General features: G+C 67.6%; 25 protein-coding genes. 5 read left to right on the plus strand and 20 right to left on the minus strand.

Features of this window, described 5'->3' with window-relative positions:
* Nucleotides 1-2 precede the first annotated feature (2 nt).
* From BDO18943_RS01420 to BDO18943_RS01440, 5 genes are all read right to left on the minus strand, one after another.
* Nucleotides 3-1,670 (minus strand): amidohydrolase, encoded by a 1,668-nt coding sequence (locus BDO18943_RS01420; protein ID WP_175020893.1) that lies wholly within the window; start codon nt 1,668-1,670, stop codon nt 3-5.
* A gap of 36 nt (nt 1,671-1,706) precedes the next feature.
* Complete coding sequence (locus BDO18943_RS01425) at nt 1,707-3,101, minus strand: sodium:solute symporter family protein (RefSeq protein ID WP_175020894.1); 1,395 nt, start codon at nt 3,099-3,101, stop codon at nt 1,707-1,709.
* A gap of 86 nt (nt 3,102-3,187) precedes the next feature.
* On the minus strand, nt 3,188-3,385 hold the full coding sequence (locus BDO18943_RS01430; RefSeq protein WP_175020895.1) for a DUF3311 domain-containing protein: 198 nt from the start codon (nt 3,383-3,385) through the stop codon (nt 3,188-3,190).
* Between the two features lie 239 nt (nt 3,386-3,624).
* On the minus strand, nt 3,625-4,746 hold the full coding sequence (locus tag BDO18943_RS01435) for a Fic family protein (protein ID WP_210771936.1): 1,122 nt from the start codon (nt 4,744-4,746) through the stop codon (nt 3,625-3,627).
* A gap of 94 nt (nt 4,747-4,840) precedes the next feature.
* Nucleotides 4,841-5,758, minus strand: coding sequence for a LysR family transcriptional regulator (locus tag BDO18943_RS01440; protein WP_175020896.1), 918 nt, complete (start codon nt 5,756-5,758; stop codon nt 4,841-4,843).
* A gap of 128 nt (nt 5,759-5,886) precedes the next feature.
* On the opposite strand from BDO18943_RS01440, the gene BDO18943_RS01445 reads away from it, so the two are divergent.
* Nucleotides 5,887-6,612, plus strand: a complete 726-nt coding sequence (locus BDO18943_RS01445) for a pirin family protein (protein ID WP_175020897.1) — start codon at nt 5,887-5,889, stop codon at nt 6,610-6,612.
* Nucleotides 6,613-6,673: 61 nt separating this feature from the next.
* Nucleotides 6,674-7,276: an NAD(P)H:quinone oxidoreductase gene (gene wrbA, locus BDO18943_RS01450; RefSeq protein WP_043184002.1), complete on the plus strand. Its 603-nt coding sequence runs from the start codon at nt 6,674-6,676 to the stop codon at nt 7,274-7,276.
* A gap of 96 nt (nt 7,277-7,372) precedes the next feature.
* Here the strand turns inward: wrbA and BDO18943_RS01455 are convergent, their stop codons facing one another.
* The 7 genes from BDO18943_RS01455 to BDO18943_RS01485 all read right to left on the minus strand — a co-directional run bounded on the left by BDO18943_RS01455 (nt 7,373) and on the right by BDO18943_RS01485 (nt 12,461).
* Nucleotides 7,373-7,678, minus strand: coding sequence for a hypothetical protein (locus tag BDO18943_RS01455; protein ID WP_175020898.1), 306 nt, complete (start codon nt 7,676-7,678; stop codon nt 7,373-7,375).
* A gap of 230 nt (nt 7,679-7,908) precedes the next feature.
* Nucleotides 7,909-8,643, minus strand: coding sequence for an LrgB family protein (locus tag BDO18943_RS01460; RefSeq protein WP_089454563.1), 735 nt, complete (start codon nt 8,641-8,643; stop codon nt 7,909-7,911).
* A complete protein-coding gene (locus tag BDO18943_RS01465; RefSeq protein ID WP_006750587.1) occupies nt 8,640-9,011 on the minus strand; it encodes a CidA/LrgA family protein in 372 nt (123 codons plus the stop codon). The genes BDO18943_RS01460 and BDO18943_RS01465 overlap by 4 nt, the downstream gene beginning before the upstream one ends.
* A gap of 414 nt (nt 9,012-9,425) precedes the next feature.
* A complete protein-coding gene (locus tag BDO18943_RS01470) occupies nt 9,426-10,466 on the minus strand; it encodes an alpha/beta hydrolase (protein WP_175020899.1) in 1,041 nt (346 codons plus the stop codon).
* 65 nt (nt 10,467-10,531) lie between these two features.
* A complete protein-coding gene (locus BDO18943_RS01475) occupies nt 10,532-10,957 on the minus strand; it encodes an organic hydroperoxide resistance protein (RefSeq protein ID WP_175020900.1) in 426 nt (141 codons plus the stop codon).
* Between the two features lie 223 nt (nt 10,958-11,180).
* A complete protein-coding gene (locus BDO18943_RS01480; protein ID WP_175020901.1) occupies nt 11,181-11,747 on the minus strand; it encodes a TetR/AcrR family transcriptional regulator in 567 nt (188 codons plus the stop codon).
* A gap of 117 nt (nt 11,748-11,864) precedes the next feature.
* Complete coding sequence (locus tag BDO18943_RS01485; RefSeq protein ID WP_175020902.1) at nt 11,865-12,461, minus strand: TetR/AcrR family transcriptional regulator; 597 nt, start codon at nt 12,459-12,461, stop codon at nt 11,865-11,867.
* Between the two features lie 142 nt (nt 12,462-12,603).
* Here BDO18943_RS01485 and BDO18943_RS01490 point away from each other — a divergent pair, with 142 nt between their 5' ends.
* The 3 genes from BDO18943_RS01490 to BDO18943_RS01500 all read left to right on the plus strand — a co-directional run bounded on the left by BDO18943_RS01490 (nt 12,604) and on the right by BDO18943_RS01500 (nt 16,212).
* Nucleotides 12,604-13,623: an alpha/beta hydrolase family protein gene (locus BDO18943_RS01490; protein WP_175020903.1), complete on the plus strand. Its 1,020-nt coding sequence runs from the start codon at nt 12,604-12,606 to the stop codon at nt 13,621-13,623.
* Nucleotides 13,624-13,721: 98 nt separating this feature from the next.
* A complete protein-coding gene (locus tag BDO18943_RS01495) occupies nt 13,722-15,575 on the plus strand; it encodes an ABC transporter ATP-binding protein (protein WP_175020904.1) in 1,854 nt (617 codons plus the stop codon).
* Nucleotides 15,576-15,699: 124 nt separating this feature from the next.
* On the plus strand, nt 15,700-16,212 hold the full coding sequence (locus BDO18943_RS01500) for a DUF4262 domain-containing protein (protein ID WP_175020905.1): 513 nt from the start codon (nt 15,700-15,702) through the stop codon (nt 16,210-16,212).
* A gap of 41 nt (nt 16,213-16,253) precedes the next feature.
* Here BDO18943_RS01500 and BDO18943_RS01505 read toward each other — a convergent pair whose 3' ends face one another.
* From BDO18943_RS01505 to BDO18943_RS01540, 8 genes are all read right to left on the minus strand, one after another.
* Entirely contained in the window at nt 16,254-17,744 is a 1,491-nt protein-coding gene (locus BDO18943_RS01505) for an aldehyde dehydrogenase (RefSeq protein ID WP_175020906.1), read from the minus strand.
* Nucleotides 17,745-17,769: 25 nt separating this feature from the next.
* A complete protein-coding gene (locus tag BDO18943_RS01510; protein ID WP_175020907.1) occupies nt 17,770-19,185 on the minus strand; it encodes an amidase family protein in 1,416 nt (471 codons plus the stop codon).
* Nucleotides 19,186-19,232: 47 nt separating this feature from the next.
* Nucleotides 19,233-19,613, minus strand: a complete 381-nt coding sequence (locus tag BDO18943_RS01515) for a cupin domain-containing protein (RefSeq protein ID WP_175020908.1) — start codon at nt 19,611-19,613, stop codon at nt 19,233-19,235.
* Nucleotides 19,614-19,684: 71 nt separating this feature from the next.
* Nucleotides 19,685-20,977 carry an NAD(P)/FAD-dependent oxidoreductase gene (locus BDO18943_RS01520; RefSeq protein WP_175020909.1) on the minus strand — a complete coding sequence of 431 codons (1,293 nt, stop codon included), beginning with the start codon at nt 20,975-20,977 and terminating at the stop codon, nt 19,685-19,687.
* Nucleotides 20,978-21,003: 26 nt separating this feature from the next.
* Complete coding sequence (locus BDO18943_RS01525; RefSeq protein ID WP_175020910.1) at nt 21,004-22,575, minus strand: DUF3138 family protein; 1,572 nt, start codon at nt 22,573-22,575, stop codon at nt 21,004-21,006.
* 21 nt (nt 22,576-22,596) lie between these two features.
* A complete protein-coding gene (locus BDO18943_RS01530) occupies nt 22,597-23,538 on the minus strand; it encodes an ABC transporter permease subunit (protein WP_175020911.1) in 942 nt (313 codons plus the stop codon).
* Nucleotides 23,535-24,518 (minus strand): ABC transporter permease subunit, encoded by a 984-nt coding sequence (locus BDO18943_RS01535; protein ID WP_175020912.1) that lies wholly within the window; start codon nt 24,516-24,518, stop codon nt 23,535-23,537. The genes BDO18943_RS01530 and BDO18943_RS01535 overlap by 4 nt, the downstream gene beginning before the upstream one ends.
* Before the next feature lie 10 nt (nt 24,519-24,528).
* Nucleotides 24,529-25,671, minus strand: a complete 1,143-nt coding sequence (locus tag BDO18943_RS01540) for an ABC transporter ATP-binding protein (protein ID WP_175020913.1) — start codon at nt 25,669-25,671, stop codon at nt 24,529-24,531.
* Nucleotides 25,672-25,675: the final 4 nt, after the last annotated feature.

The raw sequence follows: 25,675 nt of genomic DNA on the forward strand, positions 1-25,675 counted from the left end.
GCTCATCGCGGCGACCGGAACACGCACCCGCCCAGCACGGTGCCCCACACGGCGAGTTCCTTCAGGCGCGCGGGCGCGCACACCGACGGATCGTCGTCGAGCACCGCAAAATCCGCGAACTTGCCGATCTCGATGCTGCCAACGAGATGATCCATCCGCAACGTATAGGCCGCGCCGAGCGTGATCGCATACAGCGCATCGTCGACCGCCAGCCGCTCGCCTTCGCCGAGCACGCGCCCGGATGCCGTCTCGCGCTGCACCGCGCACCATGCGGTAAACAGCGGATTCAGCGGCGTGATCGGCGCATCCGAATGCAGCGCGAACGGAATGCCGAGCCGCTGCGCGGAGCCGGCCGCATCCATCCGGTTCGCGCGATCGGGGCCGATGGTCTGGCTGTAATGCGCATCGCCCCAGTAGTACAGATGATTCGCAAAGAAGTTCACGCACATCCCGAGCGCGCGAACGCGCTTCAACTGCGCGGCGTCCGCCATCTGGCAATGCTGCAGCGTATGGCGATGATCGGGGCGCGGGTGGCGCGCGAGCAGCGTCGTCATCGCATCGAGCACGACGTCGGTCGCTTCGTCGCCGTTGGTATGCACATGCAGTTGCAGCCCCGCGCGATGGAACGGCTCGAACACGTCGACGAGCTGCGCGGGCGGAATCAGCCACAGCCCGTTCGGCTGCCCGCCCGCGTAACCGGGCCAGCGCACGCGCGCGGTGAAGCCCTGGATCGAGCCGTCGACGATGAACTTCACCGGCCCGAAATGCAGCTTGTCGGTATTGCGCTCGATCTCCGCGAGCACGCCGTCGGCCGAGCGGGCCGGATTGCGCTGCGGCGCGAACGCCGGCACGATCCGCACCGGGTAGTCCGGATCGGCGGTGACTTCATGCAGCGTGCGGTTACCGTCGGCCGACAGGTCGTTGACGAGATCGGTGGCCGTCGTCACGCCCGCGAGCTGCGCGACGCGCCCGAAGTTCCAGATCGCGTGCGGCTTCTCGCTCGCGGAAATCGCCAGCTTGCCGCCGATCGTCTGATAGACCGGCAGCATCGCCGCGAACTCCTGCAGCTCGCCGGTCGGCCGGCGGTCGGCGTCGCGCGTCACGCCGTCGATGTCGGTGTCCTCGTCGATGCCCGCGCGCGCGAGCATCGCGCCGTTCACGTTCATCAGGTGCACGCTCGCATGCAGGATCGCGATCGGCCGCTGCGCCGACACGCGATCGAGCTCGCGCGTCGTCAGCCGCGCCGTGCCGAAGAAGATCGGATCGAAGCCCCACGCGAGCAGCGGCCCGTCGTCGGTCATCGCGCGCTCGGCGTCGGCGAGCCGTTCGAGCACCGCGTCGAGCGAGCGCAGCCCCGGCCACAGCGTGCCGTCGGGGCCCCGACGATCGTAGTAGCCGACGTACACGGCGTCCCACATCGCACCTTCCATCAGGTGGCAATGCCCTTCGACGAGCCCCGGCATCAGCACCTTGTCGCGCAGCGTGTCGTCGGTCGTACACGCGCCGAACCGTGCCTGCCATGCGGCCGCGTCGGCGGCGTCGCCGACCGCGAGGATGCGGCCATCGCGCACGGCGACGTGCGTGGCCGACGGCTGCGCCGGGTTCATCGTCAGGATGCGGCGCGCCGTGAACACCGTCACGGATGCGGCCGGGATTGCGGATGCTTGCATGGGATGCGGTTCTCCTTGCGGCGGAACGCCGCTGGTTCAGGATACGGCGTATTGCTTCACTGGACGACCGTGCAGCATCACATGCACGGCCGCGACGACGACCACGTTGACGACGAGGCACACGAGGCCGAGGTTGATGCCGCCGAAGTCGACATGGAACACGTAGAAGATCATCGCGAGCACCTGGCCGCAGATCATCCCGGCCCCGACCGCGACGGGCCGCACCTGGCGCCCCGCAAGCAGGATCAGCACGCCCGGCAGGAACTGCGTGACACCGTAGTACGTGGTGTTGATCAGCGTAAGCATCAGGTTCGGCGTCAGCAACGTGGTCGCGATCGACAGCAACAGGTAGCCGACGATCACGTATTTCGCCGCACGCTTCTGGCGCGACTCGGGCAGGTTCGGCATCAGGTTGCGCGTGACGATCGGCCCGATCGCGAGGCAGATGCCGGCCAGCACGAGCAGCCCCGACAGCGCGGCGCCGGCCGCGACGAGGCCGATCAGCCAGCTGGGCAGCAGGTGCGTGACGGCGGCGAAGAACGCATCGTTCGGCGACGCGAGCGTCAGGTTCGCGGTGATCGCGTAGTACGACGCGATCACGAGGAACGGATACATCAGCATGTACAGCGGCATCACGACCTGCGTGCGGCGAATCGCGTTCGGCCCGCGCGCGGTGAAGAAATTCTGCGCGGCGAACGGCATCAGGTAGAAGCCCAGCGACTGGAACAGCATCGTGCTCATCGAGAAGCGCAGCTGCGATCCGCTCATCGTGTTGCTGACCTGCCGGCTCGCGGCGTCGAACACCGGATGCACGCCGCCGACCTGCCACGCGACGGCCACGCCCGTCACGACGATCGCGAGCAGCATCAGGATGTCCTTCAGGATCGCGATGTACGCCGACGCGCGCACGCCGGAGATCGCGATATAGGTGAACGCGAGCGCCGCGCACACGAGGATCAGGTACAGCGGCTCGACATGCCAGCCGAGCCCTTTCAGCGCCGCGACGAGCCCGGTGAACTGCAGCTGCCCCCACGGGATCAGGAACAGGATCGATGCGCACGCAACGACCAGCTCGAGCCCGCGGCTGCGGTAGTGACCCTTGAACAGGTCGGGCAGCGTGATCGCGTTGTGACGCTTGCCGGCCTCCCAGATCTTCGGGCCGACGAAATAGCCGATCGGGTAGGCGAGCAGGATATAGCCGAGGAACCACACGCCATAGGTCGGACCCTTCGCGTAGATACCGCCGGGGAAGCCGACCATCGTACCGATGCTGTAGATCTCGCCGGCGGTCAGGAAGAACACGAGCGCCGTGCCGAACTGGCGCGACGCGACGAAGAAGTCATGCACGCTCTGCTTGCCGCGGCCACGGCCGGATCGGATGGCGAGATAGAGCGACAGCGCGATCAGCGCGGCGAAGACGACCGTTGACATGCGCACCTCTGCGAAAGAACGGAAAGCGTAGGGTTCGCCGGAAAGCGTGCGGGCGGCCGGCGGGCAGCGAGCAGCGGATGCGTGCGCTAGGCGGCGCCGCTCGCGTGGCGGTCGTACAGTATCCAGCATGCGAACAGGCAGCCGGAGGTCAGCACGAACCACGCGAAGATCCACATGAAGATGAACGGCACGCCCAGCACGTAGCGGTCCTGCGCGGCCACCCAGGGCAGCAGGCCCATCACGCCGAGATACGGAATACCGATGCCGATCAGATACCTGAGCATGCATGTCTCCTCGAAAGCGGGTTCGTGCGACAGGGTCGTACGCGGGGCGGCGGATGTCGCCTGTACGACACCCGGCGTGGAATCCAGTATTCGAAGACAAAAAGGCTCGGGATAGTGCCAGACGCGTGCAATCGCTTGGGCCAGCGGCCTGCTGCCCGGTCATTGCGAAAATGATCGGAGCGGCCACGCGACCCCGCGCCGTCACGATCGACGCTCGCCGGTCACGACATGCGCCGGCGTCAGCCGTCGAACGGCGCCAGCTCGTAACTCGTGCTGCGGCCGCCGGACGACGAGCGGCGCAGCACGCCGCGCTCGACGAGCTCCGTGATGTCCCGCAGCGCCGTGTCTTGCGAGCACTTCGCGAGCGCCGCCCACTTGGTGGTCGTCAACTTCCCCTCGAAGCCGTCGAGCAGGCGATTCATGACCTTGACCTGACGTTCGTTCATCGCGAAGCCGGCACTGCGCTGCCAGAAGCGCGCCTTGACCAGCACCGCATCGAGCGTCGTGTGCGCATGATCGATGGCCCTGCCGAGCGCGGTCAGGAACCACGCGAGCCATTCCGTGACGTCGAGCGTGCCGCGCTGCGTACACTCGAGCACGTCGTAATACGCGTTGCGCTCACGCTGGATTTGCGCCGACAGGCTGTAGAAGCGTTGCGGACTCCGGTCGGCGCGCGCCAGGACCAGATCGCCGAGCGCGCGCGCGATCCGGCCGTTGCCGTCGTCGAACGGATGGAGCGTGACGAACCACAGGTGGGCCAGGCCGGCCCGGATCAGCAAGGGCTCGACCGGCGCGGCATTGAGCCACGTGAGAAAGCGCGCGATCTCGCCAGTCAGGCGCGCGGCGGGAGGCGCTTCGAAATGCACGCGCTGCCGGCCGATCGGCCCGGACACGACCTGCATCGGCCCGCTTGCATCCGTCCGCCACGCACCGACCGTGATGCGCGACATCCCCGAGTAGCCGGTCGGGAACAGCGCCGCATGCCACCCGAACAGACGGGCGTCCGTGACCGGCGCCGCCGCGTGGGTCGTTGCGTCCAGCACCATGTCGACCACGCCCTCGACATGGCGATCGACCGGCGCCAGCGCCCCGATGTCGACGCCGAGCCGGCGCGCAATCGACGACCGAACCGATGCCACGTTCAGGCTTTCGCCCTCGATGGCGCTGGTCTTGACGACGTCCTCCGTCAGCGCGGCGAGGCTGGCCTCGTCGCGCAGCGCCAGGCCGACATCCGCCAGCCGCCCGGCCAGCATGCCTTGCGCACGACTGACGTCGGCGAGTGGCGTCGCCAGTGCCGGGAGGTCGAAGCGCCACGCAGGCCAGTCGGCCGACTCCCAGATGTAGGTGTAATCTCCGCTCATGATGCGGAGATTATCTCACCCATTCACCGCATGGCTCAATATTCTCCGCAATTTTCGCGGAGAATAACGCCTCCATTCCCCGCAAACCCGCCCGTTACCGCGCCCGGCCGGCTCCGCCCTTCGCCGCCGGCGCAGCCTCCCCGAGCCGTTCCGCGAGAAACGCGATGAACGTGCGCAGCGTGACGAACCCTTCCCGATGCTGCGGGAACACCGCATTGAGCGTGATCGGCGACGGCGCATACGCGTCGAGCACTGGCAGGAGCGCACCGCTGTCGAGCGCCGCACCGACGATGAAGTGCGGTAGCAGCGCGATGCCGAGCCCTGCGATCGCCGCGTCGCGCACCACTTCGCCGTTGTTCGCGACGAGCGGCCCCTGCACGTCGAACGTGCGCGCCGCGCCGTCGATGCGGAATTCCCAGCCAACCCGCCGCTCGCGCCCGTACAGCAAGCACGTATGGCCGGCGAGATCGGCCGGCGTCGCCGGCGTGCCCTGCCGCTTCAGATAGGCAGGGCTCGCACACGCGATCATCCGCCACGCGCCGAGCGAGCGCGCGATCAGCGTCGAATCCTCGAGCGAGCCGATCCGCAGCACCAGATCGAAGCCCTCGCCGATCACGTCGACGCGCCGGTCGGTCAGGTCGAGGTTTAGCCGCACGGCCGGGTGCGCGGACAGGAATTCGGCGATCAGCGGCGACACGTGCGTGATCCCGAACGACAGCGGCGCGCTGATCTTCAGCGATCCGTGCAGCTCGGTGCTGCGCACCGACATCGCCTGCTCGGCGTCGGCGATCTCCGCGAGGATCCGCTGCGCGCGCGCATAAAACTCCTGCCCCGATTCGGTCACCGCGAGGTTGCGCGTGTTCCGATGCAACAGCCGCACGCCGAGCGACGCCTCCAGCGCCATCGTGCGCCGGCTGACGAACTGCTTGGACAGCATCAGTTGATCGGCCGCCGCCGTGAAGCTGCCGGCATCGACCGTCGCGACGAAGATCCTCAGATCGTTGAGTTCCATATTGTCCACTCCATAGCGACAGTCATTATCTCCTCAGTCATTTATTTGTCAAATCGATTGACCTAAGATGCTTCTCAACGAACAGCCGCGCCCACTTCCGAGGTTCGGCGTCTTGAAGGATAAAAATCATGATCGAAATCCGTGCAGCAAACCAACGTGGCCGTGCGGAGCATGGCTGGCTCAGCTCCCGTCATACGTTTTCGTTCGCGAACTACTACGATCCGAAGCAAGTCGGCTTCTCCGACCTGCTGGTGATCAACGACGACCGCGTCGCGCAGGGCGGCGGCTTCGGCACGCACCCGCACCGCGACATGGAAATCCTGTCGTACGTGCTCGAGGGCTCGCTGGAACACAAGGACTCGATGGGTACCGGGTCGGTGATCGTGCCGGGCGACGTGCAGTTGATGAGCGCCGGCACCGGTGTGCGCCACAGCGAGTTCAACCACTCGAAGGAAGTGCCGGTTCACTTCCTGCAGATCTGGGTCGGGCCGGCTGAAAAAGGTGCGGAGCCGCGCTATCAGCAGACGAATGTCACGGCCGGCGACAAGCGCGGCAAGCTCGCGCTCGTCGTATCGCCGACCGGCGACGCCGGTTCGCTGCAGATCCGGCAGGACACGCGGATCTATGCGGGCTTGTTCGACGGCGATGAACGCGCAACGCTGGAACTGGCGCCGAACCGCTTTGCGTACGTGCACGTGGCACGCGGCAGCGTGACGGTCAACGGCGTGACGCTCGGCGAAGGCGACGGCGCGCGTGTCCGCGACGAACAGGTGCTGACGTTCGCCGACGGGAAGGATGCCGAAGTGCTGGTATTCGACCTGCGTCCGGTCGAAGTAACCGCCGAGTGGGCATAAAGCCCGTTCGGGAAACCGGGCCCCGCTGAACGCGGGGCCCTTTTAATCGGAGATTCGCAAGATGGCCAAGGTACTCGTTCTTTACTACTCGTCCTACGGGCACGTCGAAACGATGGCGCAGCACATCGCGGAAGGCGCGAAATCGGTGGCGGGCGTCGAGGTCACGCTCAAGCGCGTGCCGGAAACGATCCCCGCCGACCAGGCCCGGGCAATCGGCGTGAAGGTCGACCAGGCTGCACCGGTCGCGACGGTGGACGAACTCGCAGACTACGATGCGATCATCTTCGGCACGCCGACCCGCTTCGGCAACATGGCCGGCCAGATGCGCACGTTCCTCGACCAGACCGGCGGCCTGTGGATGAAGGGCGCGCTCGTCGGCAAGGTCGGCAGCGTGTTCGCGTCGACCGGCACGCAGCACGGCGGCCAGGAAACGACGATCACGTCGTTCCACACGACGCTGCTGCACCACGGGATGGTGATCGTGGGCGTGCCGTATGCGTGCAGCGGCCTCGTCAACATGAACGAAATCACCGGCGGCTCGCCGTACGGCGCGAGCACGCTCGCGGGCGCGGACGGCAGCCGCCAGCCGAGCGCGAACGAGCTCGACATCGCGCGCTACCAGGGCAAGCACGTCGCGGAAATCGCGAGCAAGCTCGCGTCGTAACGCGGCTGCCCGACCGTTCGGGCAGCCCCGCACACGCGCAAACGGCGCCGGTCGATCCGGCGCCGTTTGCGCTGTGCCCGGGCCCGAACCCGGCCGTTACTGGCCCGACGCCGGCGCGGCCGGCGCCGCCTTCGTCGCGGGCGCCTTCTGCGCGGCGTTCTGCGGATAGTTGCTCTGGTCGTTCGTCAGCCGGTAGCCGCTACCCGTGCCGATCGCCTTCAGGTCCGACGCGTGCCGTGCCCGGGCAGCCTTGCGGGCCGCCTTCTTCTGCGCCTTGTCGACCTGCTTCTGCGTCGGCGCGGACGCCTGATCCTGCGCGTATGCCGCCGGCGCCGCGGTCAACAGCAGACCGAACGACGCCGTTACTGCTACTGCCACCGAAACCACGCGAGACTTCTTCATGGCCGGATCTCCTTGTCGATTGTTGGTTGTGGGTCAGACACCGGCGCGCACGCGACCGCTTGCGACATCGGAGCCGATGCAACGTTAGCCGATCAGTATGCACTTGTCCGTGTGCGTTCCTGAATTCTCCCGATAACGGCCACGATACATGCGCGCCGCGTGCGCCGCCGTTCCGGCACCGCGCGTGCGCCATCAGGGAAACCGATAACCCGGCCTGGCCCGGCCGGCGCTCAGATCCAGCGCGACAGCACCGGCAGCAGGATCGGCACGACGAAGGCCGTCAGCACGCCGTTCAGCCCCATCCCGAGCCCGGCGAACGCGCCGGCCTCCTCGCTGACCTGGAACGCACGCGCGGTGCCGATCCCGTGCGACGCGACGCCGAGCGCGAATCCGCGCACGGCCGGCTCGTCGACGCGCAGTGCGTTGAGGATCCCGCGCGCGCACACGGCCCCGAAGATCCCGGTCGAGATCACGAGCACGGCGGTGAGCGACGGAATTCCGCCGATTTCCGCGGCGACGGCCATCGCGATCGGCGTCGTCGCCGATTTCGGCGCGAGCGATGCGATCGTCTGATGCGACGCGCCGAACAGCGCCGCGATGCCGACCGCCGACACGATCGCGGTCAACGAACCCGCGAGCAGGCCAACCAGCAGCGGCACCGCGGCGCGGCGCAGCTTCGACCACTGGCGGTACAGCGGCAGCGCGAGCGCGACGGTCGCGGGGCCGAGCAGGAAGTGGACGAACTGCGCGCCTTCGAAATACGTCGGATACGGCGTATGCGTGATCGTCAGCAGCACGACGATCAGCGCGACCGCGATCAGCACCGGGTTCGCGAGCGGGTTGAAGCGCGCCCGCGCATAAACGGCTTGCGCGAACAGATACGCGATCAGCGTGATGGTCAGGCCCAGCAACGGGGTCGCGGCGAGATAGACCCAGATCGCGCCGAGTTTCGGGAAGGCCGTCATTGCGCGCCCTCCGCGGTGCCGCCCGTGCGCCGCTGACGTCGCAGCAGCGCACGCGTGACGAGGGCCGTCACGGCAATCGCGAGCGTGGTGCTGACGGCCAGCGCGACGACGACCGCGACCGCATCGCCGCGCACGCGGTCGGCCGACACCATGATGCCGACGCCGGCCGGCACGAACAGCAGCGACAGGTGGCGCAGCAGCTCGAGCGCGGTCGGCTCGATCGCGTCGGCCACCCGCGGCCGCAGCATCACGAAGCCGAACAGCAGCAGCATGCCGATCACGGGGCCCGGCACCGGCAGGCCGAACAAATAGGACACGCCTTCCCCGAGACACTGGAAGGTCAGCAAGACCGCGAACGCCTGCAGCATGAACCGTTTCTCCCGAACGTGGCCGCGCAGCCGTGCGACCGGTGGCCGGCGGGTTGAGGTGCCGGCGTGGACGATACGCGCGATCGTACCAACAATGCGTCCGGCGCGGGCGCTGCGGCCGACGACGCGTACGGGCAGAGCCGCGACGTGAAGCACCGCGCGAAGCCGGCGATGCGGCGCGGATCGAGAAAGAAATCGTGCTGCTGAACAACGACGGAAAAGCGCTGATGTCGCGGTGTGCTCGTGCGGGGTGCGGGGTGCGGGGTGCGGGGAGCGGGGAGCGGGGTGCAAGCCGGCACATTCGCCCGGCTCCCCCCGCATGCAATGAAGGCGGGCATGCGCCCGCCTCGTCGGTCGTCATCGGCACTCGCGCGGCCGCCATTTCAAGGGCCGCGCGAGTGCGAACCCGTCGCGTTACTTCAACCGCGTCGCGATCTCGTTCGCCATCGCCTTCATCGCGGCCTTCGTCGGAGCATCCGTGGCCAGTGCGTTCAGCAGGCCAAAATCATGGATGGTGCCGTCGTAGCGCGTGGTCGTCGCGTCGACACCGGCCGCGTCGAGCTTGCGGCCGTACGCTTCGCCTTCGTCGCGCAGCACGTCGAACTGCGCGACCTGGATCAGCGCGGGCGGCAGGCCCTTCAACTGCGCGGTGCTCGCACGGAGCGGCGACGCGTAGATCTCGTTGCGTTGCGCTTCGTTCTTCGTATAGGCATCCCAGAACCACTTCATCATCGGCCGCGTCAGGAAGTGACCCTGCTGATACGCGTTGTACGAGCCCGTGTTGAAGTTGTGGTCGGTCACCGGCCACATCAGCCCCTGGAAGCGGATCGCGGGGCCACCCTTGTCCTTCGCCATCAGCGCCACCACGGCCGCCATGTTCCCGCCGACGCTGTTGCCGACCACCGCGAGGCGGCTGCCGTCGACGCCGATCTCCGCGCCGTGCGCGGCCACCCACTTCGTCGCCGCATACGCCTGGTTGATCGCGACCGGGTAATGCGCTTCCGGCGACGGCGTGTAGTTCACGAACACCGCGACAGCCCCCGATTGCACGACGAGGTCGCGCACGAGGCGTTCGTGCGTCGGGAAATCGCCGAGCACCCAGCCGCCGCCGTGAATGAACATGAACACCGGCGGCGTGCCCGTCGCGCCTTGTGGGCGGACGATCGTGACCGGCACGGACAAGCCGTCCTGTTCGATCGTGCGGTTCGACACGTCGATGCCCGACAGGTCGACCTTCGCGCCGTTCTGCGCATCGACCAGCACCTGGCGCGCCTTCGCGGGGCTCAGCGTTTCGAGGCCCGGGCCTTTCTGGCCGTTCAGCGCGGCGAGGAAGGCGCTCGTCGTCGCATCGGGCCGGACGGCTTCGGCGCCGGCGCTCGCAGCGAACGCGGTGGTCGTGGCGGACAGTGCGGCGGCGACGGCGGCAGCGATCAGCAGCGGCTTGACGATCTTCATGGTGTAACTCCTTGGCTCAATCTGTGAATGACAATGTGGCGGTAGATGATTCGCAATGCGTACGATCAGACGAGCGTGAGCGTGACGTCGATGTTGCCGCGCGTCGCGTTCGAGTACGGGCACACAAGGTGCGCGCGATCGATCAGCGTCTGCGCGGTATCGCGATCGAGGCCCGGCAGCGAGATCTTCAGTTCGACTTCGATGCCGAAGCCGTTCGGGATCGCGCCGATGCCGACGCTGCCTTCGATCGAGGCGTCCGCGGGCATCGCGATCTTGTCGCGGGCCGCGACGAACTTCATCGCGCCGATGAAGCACGCGCTGTAGCCGGCGGCGAACAGCTGCTCGGGGTTCGCGCCTGCGCCGCCCGCGCCGCCGAGCTCGCGCGGCGTGGCCAGCTTCAGGTCGAGGTTGCTCTCGGGTACCGTGGCGCGGCCGTCACGGCCGCCGGTGGCTTTTGCATGGGCGCGGTACAGCACTTTTTCGATCGACATGACCAACTCCTTTTCAATCAGTGAGTGAAACAGCCTTCCAACCCGGGGCCGCGTGCCGGCTGCTCGGCAGCCGGTTTCGCGCTTGTTTATCTACTCATAGATAGATAAACATCCCCAAAAATGCAGGTGGTTGATCCACCTGCCCAAGCCATCTATCTATTATCAGATAGATAACCAGATCCAATAAAAAGGCGGCGAACCGCCTGACCGCTTGCGCCGCCCGTCAGGGCCGCGTTTTCCAGACCGCCTCGACATCCTCGAGACGCGCCCGCGTGTGAAACAGCCGGCTGGCCAGCACGCTACCCTGGAACGCCGCATACAACGTGCGCGCGGCCGTTTCGGGCTGGCCGCTGAACTGCAGCGTGCCTTCCTTCGCGCCCTGCGCCAGCAATTCCGCGAGCCAGCTCTCGTTGGCCTTGAAGAACGCCTGCACGGCCTGCCGCACGTTCTCCGGCAACGATTCGATATCGGCCGCGAGCATCCCGCACAGGCAGATCATGTTGCCGTCGCCGAGCGTGCGGCCGAACATCTTCGTGTACAGCCTCAGCTTCACGTCGGCCGGCAGCGCCGGATCGATCGCCCGCATCGCCGAGAGGACGTCGTCGCTGTAGACCGACACCGCTTCCAGCACGAGATCGTCCTTCGACGGGAAGTAGTAGTGGATGCTCGACGTCTTCACGCCCACCAGATCGGACAGGTCTCGATAGCTGAAGCCGTTGTAACCGCGCAGCATCATCAGCGTGATCGCGTGGTCGAGAATCTGTTCGCGGACGGTCGGTTTCGTTTCCATGGAGCGAACTTTATCTACTCATAGATAGACAGTCAAGGATTTTTTTGAGGGCACGATGCGCGCGCCCGGTTCGGCTAGCGCCCGAACCCGGCGTGCGTCAAACCGGCGCCGCCACACTTACTGCGGCTTCAACATCCGCTGAATGATCGTCCGCAGCATCGCCTGGTGTGCGCGCGGCTTGAACCCCGGCTCGAACACGACGCGCCCGACCGCGCCTTCCGCGAGCGCGAGCAGCCAGGTCGCAACGAGATCGGGCTTCAGGCTGCCATCGATCTTCCCCTGCGCGACGCCGCGCTTGATCAGCGCGACCATCCGCCCTTTCACCTGCGCCTCGTTCGCCGCGAACAGCGCCGCGACGTCCGGATTACGCGTCGCCTCCGCCGCGGTCTCCACGCTGATGCGCGCATAGACGGGATCGCTCGACAGTTCCATCAACGTCAGCGCGATGTCCTCGATCGCGGTCAGCGCATCGTCGACGTCCGCATGCCGCGCGAACAGTTCGGCCATCTCGCGCTGGTCCTCCTGCGCGACCGCCTCGATGATCGCCGCCTTCGTCGGGAAATAGTGGAACAGGTTGCCGGGGCTCATGCCGACCGCCTTGCAGATCGCGGCCGTGGACGTCGCATGGAAGCCGTCGCGCGCAAAACAGTCGATCGCGGCGTCCAGGATCTGGCGCCGCTTCGCTTCCACTCTTTCAGGGTCGATCTTTCTCAACAGGAACTCCGTGCTCGACGTTGGCTCAAATCTTTATTAGACTGATTAGTCGATCTATTATCGTGGCGACGTCCCGCAGGCGTCAAGGCATCGTGTACGTGCCGCCTGCGACCTCCGCTCACACCACCGCTCCGAGGGCCTCTTGAAACGAACCGTCATTGCCGGCATCGCGCTCGTCCTGCTCCTGCTCGCAGCGGTCGGCGCAATCGCGTTGCGCGGCCTGTCCGACTTCGAGCTGAAGGGCGCGGAGGTTTCGACGCTCGCGTTCCGCGCCGGCGACGCCGCCCTCGTCGGCACGCTCGCGCTGCCGGCCCACGCGCCCGATGCGCCGATCGTGCTGCTCGTCCACGGCGACGGGCCGCGCACGCGCTTCGCGGACGACGCGATGCTGCCGCTCGTCAACAGCCTGCTCGACGCCGGCATCGGCGTGTTCGCGTGGGACAAGCAAGGTACCGGCCGCAGCAGCGGCGACTGGCTCACGCAATCGATGCAGGGCCGCGCGAACGAAACGATCGCCGCGATGGCGCGCGTGCGCGCCGCCGTCGGTCCCGCGCCCAAGATCGGCCTGCTCGGCTTCTCGCAAGGCGGCTGGGTCATTCCGCGCGTCGCGAATGCGGTGCGGCCCGCGTTTTCGGTGATCGTCGGCGGCGCCGTCAGCTGGCGCCGGCAAGGCACTTACCTGACGCGACAGCAGCTCCAGGCAACCGGCCTGCAGCCGGATCGAATCGATGCGACACTGGCCGCCGAGCGACGCGACAACGACGCGGTCTTCGGCCAGGCGGACGTGCCGGCCGATCCGCGCCGCCGCCCCGACATCGAGCCGCGCCGCTTCGGCTTCATCGCGCGCAACTACCTGGAAGACGCGTCACAGGCGCTCGCGACGATGCAGGGGCCCGTGCTGGCCGTGTGGGGCGCGCTGGACCGCAATGTCGATCCGGTCGACGAGGCGAACGCTTATACGCATGCGTTCGCGAACCGGCCCGACCGGCGCGTGGTGGTCGTGCCCGCTGCGACGCATGGGCTGCTGCGCGCCGGCTGGTTCGACTACCAGCTCGAGTCCGACTGGCCGACGTGGAAGCAGTGGCTGTACACGGCGCTCGGGCGCCATGCGTATGCACCGGGCACGCTCGGCCCGATCGAGGCGTGGATCCGCGCGCAGTGAACACGTGTGCAACACGGCGCCTCCACGCAAGGCGTCGCGCATGAAACGGGCATTACGGGCCGCGCCGGTCGGCGTGGCCGCATCAAGGAGAGGTTTCAATGTTTTCGTGGTTTGAACGGCGCCTGCCGACTTTCCCGCTCGAAGATCCCGCCACGCCGCCGCGGGGGTTCTTCTCGTTCGTCTGGGCGTGCACGAAAGGCGCGCGCAGCTGGGTCCTGCTGATCGCGCTGACGTCGGCCGCGCTGGCCGCGTACGAAGCCGCGCTGTTCGCGATGATGGGCCGCGTGGTCGACTGGCTCGCGTCCGCGACGCCAGCCAATTTCGGCGGCCGGCACTTCGGCACGCTCGCCGGTTTCGCGGCGATTCTCGCCGGCAGTACGCTGCTGATCGCGCTGCATACGATGGTCAAGCACCAGGTGCTCGCGATCAACTTCCCGATGCGGCTGCGCTGGCTGTTTCACCGGCTGATGCTCGACCAGAGCCTGTCGTTCTACGCGAACGAATTTGCGGGCCGCGTGACGACCAAGATCATGCAGACCGCGCTCGCGGTGCGCGACGCGCTGTTCATGTCGGTCGACGTCGTGATCGGCGTCGCCGCGTACCTGATCGGCATCCTCGCGCTCGCGGCCAGCTTCGACTGGCGGCTGATGATTCCGCTCGTGTTGTGGGCGCTCGGCTACGGCGCCGCGTGTGCATACTTCGTGCCGCGCCTGGGTGCGGTCGGCAGCCGGCAGGCCGATGCGCGCGCGCTGATGACGGGCCGCATCACCGACGCGTATTCGAACATCACGACCGTGAAGCTGTTCTCGCACACGCGGCGCGAAGCCGACCACGCGCGCCGCGCGATGGAAGCGTTCAAGGCGACCGGCGACGCGCAGATGCGGCTCGTCAGCGCGTTCGAGGTCGTCAACCACCTGCTGTCGACGCTGCTGCTGGTCGGCTCGACCGGCCTCGCACTGGTTCTGTGGATGCACGGCGAAGTGAGCGCGGGCGTCGTCGCGGCGGTGATCGCGATGGCGCTGCGCCTGTCGAGCTATTCGCACTGGATCATGTGGGAGATGACCGAGCTGTTCGAGAACGTCGGCACGATCCAGGACGGCATCAACACGCTGACGAAGGTACGGAGCGTGGTCGACGCGCCCGACGCGAAGCCGCTCGCGGTGCAGCGCGGCGGGATCGTGTTCGACAACGTGCAGTTCGCGCACGAGGACAACGACCGCGCGGTGTTCGACGGGCTGAACCTGACGATCCGGCCCGGCGAGCGGATCGGCCTGATCGGCCGCTCGGGCGCCGGCAAGTCGACGCTCGTGAACCTGCTGCTGCGCTTCTACGACGTGGGCGGCGGCACGATCCGGATCGACGGGCAGGACATCGCGCACGTGACGCAGGACAGCCTGCGCAGCGCGATCGGGATGGTCACGCAGGATACGTCGCTGCTGCACCGGACGATGCGCGAGAACCTGCTGTACGGGCGCCCCGACGCGACCGAGCGCGAGATGCACGACGCGGCCGTGCGCGCGGAAGCGTCCGAGTTCATCGACCGGCTGCGCGACCGCCACGGCCGCAGCGGCTACGACGTCGAGGTCGGCGAGCGCGGCGTGAAGCTGTCGGGCGGCCAGCGGCAGCGCGTCGCGATCGCGCGCGTGATGCTCAAGGACGCGCCGATCCTCGTGCTCGACGAAGCGACCAGCGCGCTCGACTCCGAGGTCGAAGTCGCGATCCAGCGCAGCCTCGACGATCTGATGAGCGGCAAGACGGTGATCGCGATCGCGCACCGGCTGTCGACCATCGCGGCGATGGACCGGCTGATCGTGCTCGACGAAGGGCGCATCGTCGAGGAAGGTACGCACCAGCAGCTGCTGCAGGCCGGCGGCATCTATGCAGCGCTGTGGACGCACCAGAGCGGCGGGTTCCTCGGTGAAACGGCGGACGCGGAAGGCGCGGAGCAGTAGGCGGAACCGCTGTGGCAACATGGCGGCGCAGCGATCGGCGGAGAATTCGGCCGCGATCGCTTCCCCGCCGGCCGGACACCATCGCCCGGCTTCCTGTCGCCCGACACCGATCCAGGGAGTTCCTATGACCACGCAATCCAATATCCCCACTGCGCTCGACGCGCCCGATTCGGTGCTTGAGGAAGATGAGCAGCGATTCGTGAACCAGATTCGCCAGCACGGGTGGTTCCGCACGGAAGTGTTTGCGGAAGGGGACGAACCGGGGTTCTCGTTCACGACCGGGTTGTGGGTCAACCACGGCTTTCCGGAAATCATCGTGTTCTCGTTGCCGGCACGTATCGTCCACGACGTGCTGTGGGACGTCTACCGGAAGGTCGCGGCCGGCACGCCGCCTCCGGTCGGTGAAGTCACCGCATCCGTCTACGCGAACGCGAACGCGCTCCTCATGCCGGTCGAGAAAGCGCACTACGAAGCCCACCTCGGCTGGAACCGCTGGTTCTACGGCAACGACGACTTCCCGTGCGTCCAGCTGCTGTGGCCCGACCGCAACGGGATCTTTCCGTGGCAGCCGGAAGCGGACGACGCGCTGAATGCCGCGCAGCCGCGACTGTTCGTACCGGGCGACGATCGGCGGTGATCCGCGCGCGGCACGCCGCAAGCGCGCCGCGCAGCCCCACGCTACAACCGCACGACCGTCGACTTCAGCTCGGTGTACTTGTCGAGCGCATGCAGCGACTTGTCGCGGCCGTTGCCCGACAGCTTGTAGCCGCCGAACGGGAAGTTCATGTCGTCGCTGCCGTCGCCGTAGCAGTTGACCCACACGGTGCCCGCGCGCAGCCGCCGCGCAACGGCATGCGCGGTCGAGAGATCGGCCGACCATACGGCCGCGGCCAGTCCATACTCGGTGTCGTTGGCGATCCGCACGGCCTCGTCGACCTCGTCGAACACGATCACCGACAGCACCGGCCCGAAGATCTCTTCACGCGCGATCTTCGCGTCGGGCTTCACCTCGAACACCGTCGGCTCGACATAGAACCCGCCCGTCTCCTCGCGCACGCGCGCGCCGCCCGTGACGAGTTTGCCCTCGTCGCGCCCGGCGCCGATATACCCCATCACGCGATCGAGCTGCGTGCGATCGACGATCGCCCCCATCGTCACCGACGGATCGAGCGGATGCCCGGGCGCGAAGCGCCGCGACGCGTCGACCAGCTTCGCGACGAATGCGTCCTTGATGTCGCGATGCACGAGCAGGCGCGACCCGGCCGTGCACACTTCGCCCATGTTGAAGAAGATCGCGTCGGCGGCGGCCTGCGCGGCGCGGTCGAGATCGGGGCAATCGCGCAGCACGATGTTCGGCGACTTGCCGCCGAGCTCGAGCCACACGCGCTTCAGGTTCGACTGCGCGGCGCACGCCATGATCTGCTGCCCCGTGCGGGTCGATCCCGTAAACGCGATGCAGTCGACGTCGGGATGCAGCGCGAGCGCCCTGCCCGGCTCTCCACCGCCCGGCACGACGCTGAACACGCCGGGCGGCACGCCCGCATCGCACGCGAGCTGCGCGACGCGAATCGCGGTGAGCGGCGATTTCTCGGACGGCTTGAGCACGACGCTGTTGCCGGCCGCGAGCGCCGGCGCGAATTTCCACGCGGCCATCAGCAGCGGGAAATTCCACGGGACGACGGCCGCAACGACGCCGATCGGCTCGCGCGTGACGAGCCCGACCAGATGATGGTCCACCGGCGCGACTTCGCCGCCGACCTTGTCGATCGCTTCCGCATACCAGTCGACACAATGCGCGGCGGCCGGCACGTCGATCGCCGTGGTATCGGCGATCGGCTTGCCGGTGTCGAGCGTCTCGAGCAGCGCGAGCTCGTCGAGATGCTCGCGCATCAGCGCAGCCCAGCGCTGCAGCACCGCCTTGCGGGCGCGCGGGTTCATGCCGGCCCAACTCCGCGCGTCGAACGCGCGGCGCGCGGCCGCCACCGCGAGGTCGACGTCGTCGGCGCCGCAATCGGCCACGTGCGCGAGCACGCAACCGTCGATCGGGCTCACGCTGGCGAAGGTCGCGCCGGTTTGCGCGTGGCGCGCCTCGCCGTCGATGAATGCGCGCCCGTCGATCCGCAACACGGCCGCGCGGGCCTGCCAGTCTTCGAATGTCGATTGATTCATGCGTTTCCTCGTGAAAAGTCGCGCATCACGATCCGGTGACCGGATCGATCGGCGTAAAGATGCCCGCACGCGCCTCGATCGCTTCGCCTGCGGCGAGACACAGCGCTTCCTGGAAGCGTCCGGCGACGAGCTGCACACCGGTCGGCACGCCGTCGCGGATACCGGTCGGCACCGACAGCCCCGGCAGCCCGAGCAGTGCGGTCGCGAGCAGCGGCCCCTGCCGCTCGACGATCGCGCGCATCGCGTCGTCGCCGTGCTGATCGGCGTCGATCGCGAACGGCTGCGCGCACGACACCGGCATCAGCAGCAGCGGATAGCGCGTGAAGAATTGCTGCCAGTCGCGCAGCAACGCCGTGCGCCGCGCAAGGCCGTTCATGTAACCCTCGAGGTCCAGCGGCTTCGCGAGATGGCGCTGGCTCGCGAACGCGGTACGGATCGCCGCGTCGCCGTGCTGCATGATCACGTCGCCGAGGCCGCCGCGCGCTTCGTTGGTCACCAGGTCCAGCCACAGTTCGCACGCTTCGGCGATCCGCGGCGGCACCGCTTCCTCGACGATGCAGCCTGCTTCTTCGAGCCAGTGCGCGGCCTGCCGGATCGCGTCGACCACCACCGGATCGGACGGCACGCCCGGCAGCGCCGGGCACACGGCCACGCGCGCGGGGAACGCGGCTTCGTGCGCAGTCGGCGCGACCGGCATCCACCATGCGTCGCGCGGGTCGCCTGCCGCCATCGCACCGAGCGCGAGCCGCAGATCGCCGACCGTGCGCGCGAGCGGCCCCTGGACGGAGGCGAGCTGCACCGCAAGCGTGCGGTCCTTCGACTGCGTGGCGTTGTACGCCGGCACGCGCCCGGTGCTGGGACGCAGCCCGGCGACGCCGCACGCATAGGCCGGGTAGCGGATCGAACCGCCCAGGTCGTTGCCGTGCGCGATCGCGCCGATGCCGGCGGCCACGGCCGCGGCGGCGCCACCGCTGGAACCGCCCGGCGTCAACGACGCATCCCACGGATTCGACGTGCGGCCGTGCAGGTCGTTGTCGGTGAACCAGCGATACGAAAATGCCGGCGCATTGCTGCGCCCGATCACGATCGCGCCGGCCTTGCGCAGGTTCGCGGTCACCGGGCTGTCCTCGTGCGCGATCAGGTCCGAAAACGCGCGCACGCCGTTGGTCGTCGCGCATCCGGCCGTGTCGACGTTGATCTTCACGGTCACCGGCACGCCGTGCAGCGGGCCGACCGGCGCGCCGCGCGCGATCGCAGCGTCGGCATCGGACGCGGCCTGCAACGCGCTGTCGGCCATCACGTCGACGATCGCGTTGATGACGGGGTTCACCGCTTCAAGCCGCTGCAGGCAGCTGCGCGTGAGTTCGGTGGCAGACACGTCGCGACGCGCGACGTGCTCGGCCATCTCGGCCGCGCTGAGACGCCACAAATCCTGGGTCATGGGTTGCTCCTCGTTGATCTCGATGGTTGTGCTGAACCGGCCGCGCGTTACGCGTCCGGGTGCCCGGCCTGCGGTGCGTGCGACGCATAGATCTTGCGGCACTTTTCGACGACTTCCCACGTGCCGCGAAAACCCGGCGGAATCACGAAGCGGTCGCCCGCGCGCAACACGCGCTCGCGGCCGTCCGCGTCGCGCACGATCGCGACGCCGCTCAGCATCTCGCAATACTCCGACTCGTCGTACTCGATCGTCCAGCGGCCGGGCGTGCATTCCCAGATCCCGCAGCTGAACTGCCCGCACGGGCTGATGTAGTGATGCGACAGCGTCTGCAGCGGATTGCCGTCGAGCAGCAGCCCGCTCGGCACGCGGCTCTGCGTGAGCTTCGCCGGTGCCCGCATCAGGTCGACGAGATTCGTGATGTTGGTCATGAGTGCCTCCAGGGCATGAGTGATTCGAAACGTTTCGGTGCCGCGCGGACGGACGAGCCGCCCCGCGCGGATCAAAGCAGGTCCATCATCCGGTGCCAGGTCATCGCGAGCGCCAGCATCGGCGTGCGCAGCGCGCGCCCGCCCGGAAAGTCGCGATGGCGAATCCGGCCGAACAGGTCGAAGCGCGCGGCCTGCGCGTCGATCGCTTCCGCGATCAGCCGCCCCGCGAGGCCCGTCACGTTGACGCCGTGCCCGGAAAAGCCCTGTGCGAAATACACGGTCGGCTCGAGCCGGCCGAAATGCGGCGCGCGATTCATCGTCGCGTCGATCAGGCCGCCCCACGCGTAGTCGATCCGCACGTCGGCCAGCTGCGGGAACGTCTTCAGCATGTCGCGCCGCATCGCGGCCGCGAGGTCGCGCGGCGCGTTCGTCGAGCTGCTGGCCTTGCCGCCCCACAGCAGCCGGCGGTCGCGCGTCAGCCGGAAATAGTCGAGCGCCGAATTGGTATCGCAGATCGCCGCATCGGCCGGCATCGTCTCGGCCGCGCGCGCGTCGCCGAGCGGCTCCGTCGCGATCAGGTACGTCGCGACCGGAATGATCTTGCGCGCGAGCGCCGGCGCCAGCTGCCCCAGGTACGCGTTGCAGGCCAGCACGACATGACGGGCATCCACGTGCCCGCGCGCGCACCTGACGCGGTGATGCGGCGCGGCACGATCGAGCGCGAGCGCGGGCGTGTCCTCGTGGATCGTCACGCCGGCTTCGCGCGCCGCCCGCGCGAGGCCGAGCGTGTAGTTCAGCGGATGCAGGTGGCCGCTGCCTTCGTAACGGAGGCCGCCGACGTAACGGTCCGATGCGACGAAGCGCTGCATGTCGGCACGCTCGACGACCTCGTAGCCGCGATAGCCGAAGCGACTCGCGGCGGTATCGCGCCACGCGCGCAGCGCATCGAGATGGCGTGGCTTGTTCGCGGCGGTCAGGAAGCCGGAGGTCAGGTCGCAATCGATGCCGTACCGCTCGACCCGCTGCCGGACGATCTCGACCGATTCCAGCCCCATCGCCCATACGCGCCGCACGTCGTCTTCCGGCAGGTAAGCCGAGAACGTGTCGATGTCGCACGCGTACCCGGCGATCAGCTGGCCGCCGTTGCGTCCGCTCGCGCCCCAGCCGATCTTCGACGCCTCCACGAGCACGACCGAATGGCCGCGCTCGGCGAGATCGAGCGCCGCGGACAGGCCCGTGAGCCCGCCGCCGATCACGCAGACGTCGGCCGTCACGGCCCCGTCGAGCGACGGATGGCGCGTGCGGTTGTTGGCCGTTGCTGCATAGTAGGACTGAACATGTTGCTGGTTTTCGAACTTGAGCATGTGCAAGACTCGCGAACGGCGTCGCGTCAGAACGCGTAGATGAGTTGGGTGGCGAGCAGGTCGTTCGACTTCCCGTACGACCCGTCGTGACGCAGGAACACCTTGTTGCTTGCCCAGTCGTGCCGGTATTCGACCTTCACCGTCACTTGCTGGGTCGGATAGAACAGCAGGTCGAACGCGGTGGCCTGCCGCGTCGCGCCCTTGCACTCGAAGCCGACGCCGCCGTTCGCCTTCGACATGGCGAGACAGTCCGCATCGATGCCGAAGCCGTTGTACGGATCCATCCCGTTGCCGTTCAGGCCGATCGACGACCCGCCGCCGCCGTTCTTCCGGTTCACCAGCAGGTCGTAGCGCAGCGTCGCGCCCATGCGGCCGACCACCGGCGCATTGAACTTGCGGTGTGCGAGCAGCGACAGCCCGAACCACTGCGCGAGCCCGCCGTTGAACGCGCCGTGCTGCTGCTGGCCGTAGTCGAACTCGGCGTTGTACTGCGCATCGGCGAGCGTGTAGGTCGCATCGGCTTCGCCGAAGAAGAACGCGCCGTACGCGCTCGGTGCGTTGCCGCCGACGCCGTAGCGCACGTTGCCGGTCGCCGGATCGACCGCGCTCGGCAGCGTCTGGCGGCCGATGCTGATCGAGCCGCCAACGTCGAGCGCGCTGCCGTGCAGGTAATCGACCCGCGCGGTGAAGGTCGGCACCTTGTTGCTGGTCGTGATCGGGTCGCCGAGCGCGTTCACGCCGGTCTGCGTGGCCGCGCCCGCGCTGCGGAACTGCTCGTTGCCGACGAAGAACTTCCACGCCCAGTGGCCGTCCGGGCTCTGGTAGTTGAGACCCGCGCCGATCGACGAGCCCGGATCGGAGAAGTCGTACAGCAGGTTGTGCGTGAGCGTCAGCATCATGTTCGACTGCTGGTACTCGTAACCGCCGAAGCCCGTCACGAGGCCGCCGGTGAGCGCCGTCGTGCCCGACAGCGGCACGGTCAGGACGGCCGTGTTGATGATGTTCAGCCCGCTCGAGCCGCTGCCCGTCATCATCGACAGGCCCGCGCCGCGGTTCGGCATCAGCGTGATTTCCGCGGACGGCGCGGTCGGGCCGACCCCGAAGGTCTTCTTGATGTCGAGGAACACGTCGCCGAACGTGCTGTTGTAGTAGGTGTACGCATTCTCGTGGTTCGCGAACTGGAACGACGACGTGCCGGCACCCCGGTTGTACAGGTAGGTCGGATCGAGATAACCCGTCACCGACAGCCCCGCGATCGGGCCCGTGCGCGCGGCATCGGTCAACGAATCGACCTTCAACTGCTGGTTCGCGACCTGCTGGCGGATTTCAGACACGTCGTCGTTGGTCAGCACGGCCGCTGCCTGCCCGTAGCCGGGTGCGGACGGGTCAGCCGCCGCGCCGGTCGCCGCGTTCGACGCGCTCGCCGCGGCCGGTACGGCCGAAGGCTTCGCGCCGAGTTGCGATTGCAGCGCGCTCATCTGCCGCTGCAGCACCGCGATCTGCTGCTGCAGCGTCCGGATCTGGTCGGCGCTCGAGTTCGCCGCGGCCAGCCCCGGCAACGCTCCGGCGATCAGCGCGCAGAGCATCTTCTTTTTCATGGAATGTCTCCTTGTCGTTCGTCACTTCGTGGGATGCGGGATACGGTCGTGCAGCGGCGGCGCGACCGGCGGGCGCGCGGGCGGCATGGTGGAAGGCGACGCGGGCGTGCCGGATACCTCGGACGCGGATGCCGCGTGCCACATCCGCGTGTCGCGCGCCTGCCGCCGCTCGCGGGCCAGCATCGCGCGGTTCACGACGACGACGCCGATCGTCACGACGGTGATGAACACCGTGGCGAGCGCATTCATCTCCGGGTTGAGCCCCATCCGCACGCGCGAGAACACGACGAGCGGCAGCGTCGTCGACCCGGGGCCGGACAGGAACGCGGACAGGATCACGTCGTCGATCGACACCGTGAACGCGAGCAGCCAGCCGGACACCAGCGCCTGCGCGATGAGCGGCAGCGTGATCACGAAGAACACCCTCCACGGCCGCGCGCCGAGATCGAGCGCGGCTTCCTCGATCGAACGATCGAGCTCCTTCACGCGCGACTGCACGATCACCGCGACGAACGACAGGCACAGCATCACGTGACCGATCCAGATCGTCAGCCAGCCGCGCCCGGCCGGCCAGCCGAAGGTCTGCTGCATCGCGACGAACAGCAGCAGCAGCGAGATGCCCTGGATCACTTCCGGAATCACCAGCGGCGCGTTGATCATCGCGGCGTACAGCGTGAAGCCGCGGAAGCGGCCCATGCGGGCGAGCACGAAGCCGGCCCAGGTGCCGATCGCGACCGACGCGGTCGCCGTCAGCAGCGCGATCTTCAGCGACAGCCACGCAGCCGTGAGCAGTTCGTCGTCGTGCAGCAGCGCGCCGTACCACTTCAGCGAGAAGCCCGACCACACCGTCACCAGCTTCGATGCGTTGAACGAATACACGACCAGGCTGACGATCGGGATGTACAGGAACAGGAAGCCCGCGCCCAGCACGCACGCGGACAGGATGCGATTTGCGCGGTTCATGGCTTGGCCTCCGCTTCGGTCTGGCTGTAATGGAGCAGCGCCATCGGCACGAGCAGCAGCAGCACCATCGTCACCGTCACCGCGGACGCCATCGGCCAGTCCATGTTGTTGAAGAACTCATCCCACATCACGCGGCCGAGCATCAGCGTGTTCGCGCCGCCGAGCAGCTCGGGGATCACGTATTCGCCGACCGCCGGGATGAACACGAGCAGGCTGCCCGCGAGGATGCCGTTGCGCGACAACGGCAGCGTAATGCGCCAGAACGCGGACCACGGCGTCGCGCCGAGATCGTTCGCGGCCTCGAGCAGCGTGAGGTCCATCTTCACGAGGTGCGCGTACAGCGGCATCACCATGAACGGCAGGTACGAATAGACCATCCCGATGTAGACGCCCGCGTCGGTGTGATACAGGCGCAGCGGTGTCGCGATCACGCCGAGCCCAGCCAGCACGTGGTTCAGCAGCCCGTCGTCCTTCATGATCCCGACCCATGCATAGACGCGGATCAGGAACGACGTCCAGAACGGCAGCATCACGGCCATCATCAGCAGGTTGCGGCGGGCCGGCGCCGAGCGCGCAATGAAGTACGCGATCGGGTAGCCGGCCAGCAGGCACATCAGCGTCGACGCCGCGGCCATCTTCAGCGAGCTGACATAGGTGTTCAGGTACAGGTCGTCCTGCAGCAGCAGCGCGTAATGCTTCAGCGACAGCACGACCTGCACCGTGCCGGCCTCCAGCCGCGCAAGTGCGGTGTACGGCGGGATGCCGAGCATCTGGTCGGCGAAGCTGATCTTCAGCACCAGCACGAACGGCAGCGCGAAGAAGATCGCGAGCCACAGGAACGGCACGCCGATCGCGACGCTGCGGCCCGACGGCAGGAAGCGCGACAGCATCGCGAAACGGCCCGGGCGCGCGCGACCTGTGCCGGCGCTCGCGGCGCCGGTCGACACCGGCGCGGACGGCGTGGAAGCGGAGGTTCTCATCGTGGCGTCCTCATTGCGTCAGCACGACGCCGCTCGCCGGCGACCACGACACGAACACGTCGTCGTTCCACGCCGGTGCGTTGTCGTTCATCAGGTGCGAGCTCGACAGGTTCGACACCACCGTCTTGCCGCTCGGCAAGCGCACGTGGTACAGCGAGTAGCTGCCCATGTACGCGATGTCGGTCACGACGCCGCGCGCCCAGTTGTGCTTCGAGCCCGGCTTCTCGCGCGACACGTGAATGCGTTCCGGGCGCACCGAGATGCCGACCGGCATCCCGAGCGGGCCCGTCACGCCATGGTTCACATGCATCCGTGCTTCGAGATCGTCGCTTTCGACGAAGATGTGATCGGGCTCGTCCTCGACCACGCGCCCCTCGAAGAGGTTGGTCGAGCCGATGAATTCGGCCGAGAAGCGGCTGTTCGGATATTCGTAGACTTCGCCGGGCGAGCCGATCTGCACGATCCTGCCTTCGCTCATCACCGCGAGGCGGCTGGCCATCGTCATCGCCTCTTCCTGGTCGTGCGTGACCATCACGCAGGTCACGTCGACCTTCTCGATGATGTTCACGAGTTCGAGCTGGGTCTTCTGGCGAATCTTCTTGTCGAGCGCGGACATCGGCTCGTCGAGCAGCAGGAGCTTCGGGCGCTTGACCAGCGAGCGGGCCAACGCGACGCGCTGCTGCTGGCCGCCTGAAAGTTGATGCGGCTTGCGCTGCGCGTACTTGCTCATCTGCACCAGCGCGAGCGCATCGGCCACGCGTTCCTTGATCTCGTGCTTCGGCGTGCCTTCCTGCTTCAGGCCGAATGCGACGTTCGATTCGACCGTCATGTGCGGGAACAGCGCGTACGACTGGAACATCATGTTCACCGGACGGCGGTACGGCGGCAGCGACGCAAGATCTTCACCGTCGACGAAGATCTTGCCGGAGGTGGCCGTCTCGAGCCCGGCGAGCATGCGCAGCAACGTCGACTTGCCGCAGCCCGAGCTGCCGAGCAGCGCGAACAGCTCGTTCTTCGCGATGGTCAGGTTCACGTTGTCGACGGCCGTGCTGTCGCCGAATTTCTTCACGACGTTTTCGATGCGCACGAACGCGTCGTTCGTCGCGCGGGTGGCGCCGGCCGCGGCCGGCGCATCGGGCAGGGTGTGGGTCATGGCC

The sequence above is a fragment of the Burkholderia aenigmatica genome (assembly GCF_902499175.1).
In the GTDB taxonomy this organism is placed as follows: Bacteria; Pseudomonadota; Gammaproteobacteria; order Burkholderiales; family Burkholderiaceae; genus Burkholderia; species Burkholderia aenigmatica.

What these genes read in the sequence shown, in the direction of transcription:
- BDO18943_RS01420 (WP_175020893.1), bottom strand. Translation starts at nt 1,670, where the DNA reads ATGCAAGCATCCGCAATCCCGGCCGCATCCGTGACGGTGTTCACGGCG.
- BDO18943_RS01425 (WP_175020894.1), bottom strand. Translation starts at nt 3,101, where the DNA reads ATGTCAACGGTCGTCTTCGCCGCGCTGATCGCGCTGTCGCTCTATCTC.
- BDO18943_RS01430 (WP_175020895.1), bottom strand. Translation starts at nt 3,385, where the DNA reads ATGCTCAGGTATCTGATCGGCATCGGTATTCCGTATCTCGGCGTGATG.
- BDO18943_RS01435 (WP_210771936.1), bottom strand. Translation starts at nt 4,746, where the DNA reads ATGAGCGGAGATTACACCTACATCTGGGAGTCGGCCGACTGGCCTGCG.
- BDO18943_RS01440 (WP_175020896.1), bottom strand. Translation starts at nt 5,758, where the DNA reads ATGGAACTCAACGATCTGAGGATCTTCGTCGCGACGGTCGATGCCGGC.
- BDO18943_RS01445 (WP_175020897.1), top strand. Translation starts at nt 5,887, where the DNA reads ATGATCGAAATCCGTGCAGCAAACCAACGTGGCCGTGCGGAGCATGGC.
- wrbA (WP_043184002.1), top strand. Translation starts at nt 6,674, where the DNA reads ATGGCCAAGGTACTCGTTCTTTACTACTCGTCCTACGGGCACGTCGAA.
- BDO18943_RS01455 (WP_175020898.1), bottom strand. Translation starts at nt 7,678, where the DNA reads ATGAAGAAGTCTCGCGTGGTTTCGGTGGCAGTAGCAGTAACGGCGTCG.
- BDO18943_RS01460 (WP_089454563.1), bottom strand. Translation starts at nt 8,643, where the DNA reads ATGACGGCCTTCCCGAAACTCGGCGCGATCTGGGTCTATCTCGCCGCG.
- BDO18943_RS01465 (WP_006750587.1), bottom strand. Translation starts at nt 9,011, where the DNA reads ATGCTGCAGGCGTTCGCGGTCTTGCTGACCTTCCAGTGTCTCGGGGAA.
- BDO18943_RS01470 (WP_175020899.1), bottom strand. Translation starts at nt 10,466, where the DNA reads ATGAAGATCGTCAAGCCGCTGCTGATCGCTGCCGCCGTCGCCGCCGCA.
- BDO18943_RS01475 (WP_175020900.1), bottom strand. Translation starts at nt 10,957, where the DNA reads ATGTCGATCGAAAAAGTGCTGTACCGCGCCCATGCAAAAGCCACCGGC.
- BDO18943_RS01480 (WP_175020901.1), bottom strand. Translation starts at nt 11,747, where the DNA reads ATGGAAACGAAACCGACCGTCCGCGAACAGATTCTCGACCACGCGATC.
- BDO18943_RS01495 (WP_175020904.1), top strand. Translation starts at nt 13,722, where the DNA reads ATGTTTTCGTGGTTTGAACGGCGCCTGCCGACTTTCCCGCTCGAAGAT.
- BDO18943_RS01500 (WP_175020905.1), top strand. Translation starts at nt 15,700, where the DNA reads ATGACCACGCAATCCAATATCCCCACTGCGCTCGACGCGCCCGATTCG.
- BDO18943_RS01505 (WP_175020906.1), bottom strand. Translation starts at nt 17,744, where the DNA reads ATGAATCAATCGACATTCGAAGACTGGCAGGCCCGCGCGGCCGTGTTG.
- BDO18943_RS01510 (WP_175020907.1), bottom strand. Translation starts at nt 19,185, where the DNA reads ATGACCCAGGATTTGTGGCGTCTCAGCGCGGCCGAGATGGCCGAGCAC.
- BDO18943_RS01515 (WP_175020908.1), bottom strand. Translation starts at nt 19,613, where the DNA reads ATGACCAACATCACGAATCTCGTCGACCTGATGCGGGCACCGGCGAAG.
- BDO18943_RS01520 (WP_175020909.1), bottom strand. Translation starts at nt 20,977, where the DNA reads ATGCTCAAGTTCGAAAACCAGCAACATGTTCAGTCCTACTATGCAGCA.
- BDO18943_RS01525 (WP_175020910.1), bottom strand. Translation starts at nt 22,575, where the DNA reads ATGAAAAAGAAGATGCTCTGCGCGCTGATCGCCGGAGCGTTGCCGGGG.
- BDO18943_RS01530 (WP_175020911.1), bottom strand. Translation starts at nt 23,538, where the DNA reads ATGAACCGCGCAAATCGCATCCTGTCCGCGTGCGTGCTGGGCGCGGGC.
- BDO18943_RS01535 (WP_175020912.1), bottom strand. Translation starts at nt 24,518, where the DNA reads ATGAGAACCTCCGCTTCCACGCCGTCCGCGCCGGTGTCGACCGGCGCC.
- BDO18943_RS01540 (WP_175020913.1), bottom strand. Translation starts at nt 25,671, where the DNA reads ATGACCCACACCCTGCCCGATGCGCCGGCCGCGGCCGGCGCCACCCGC.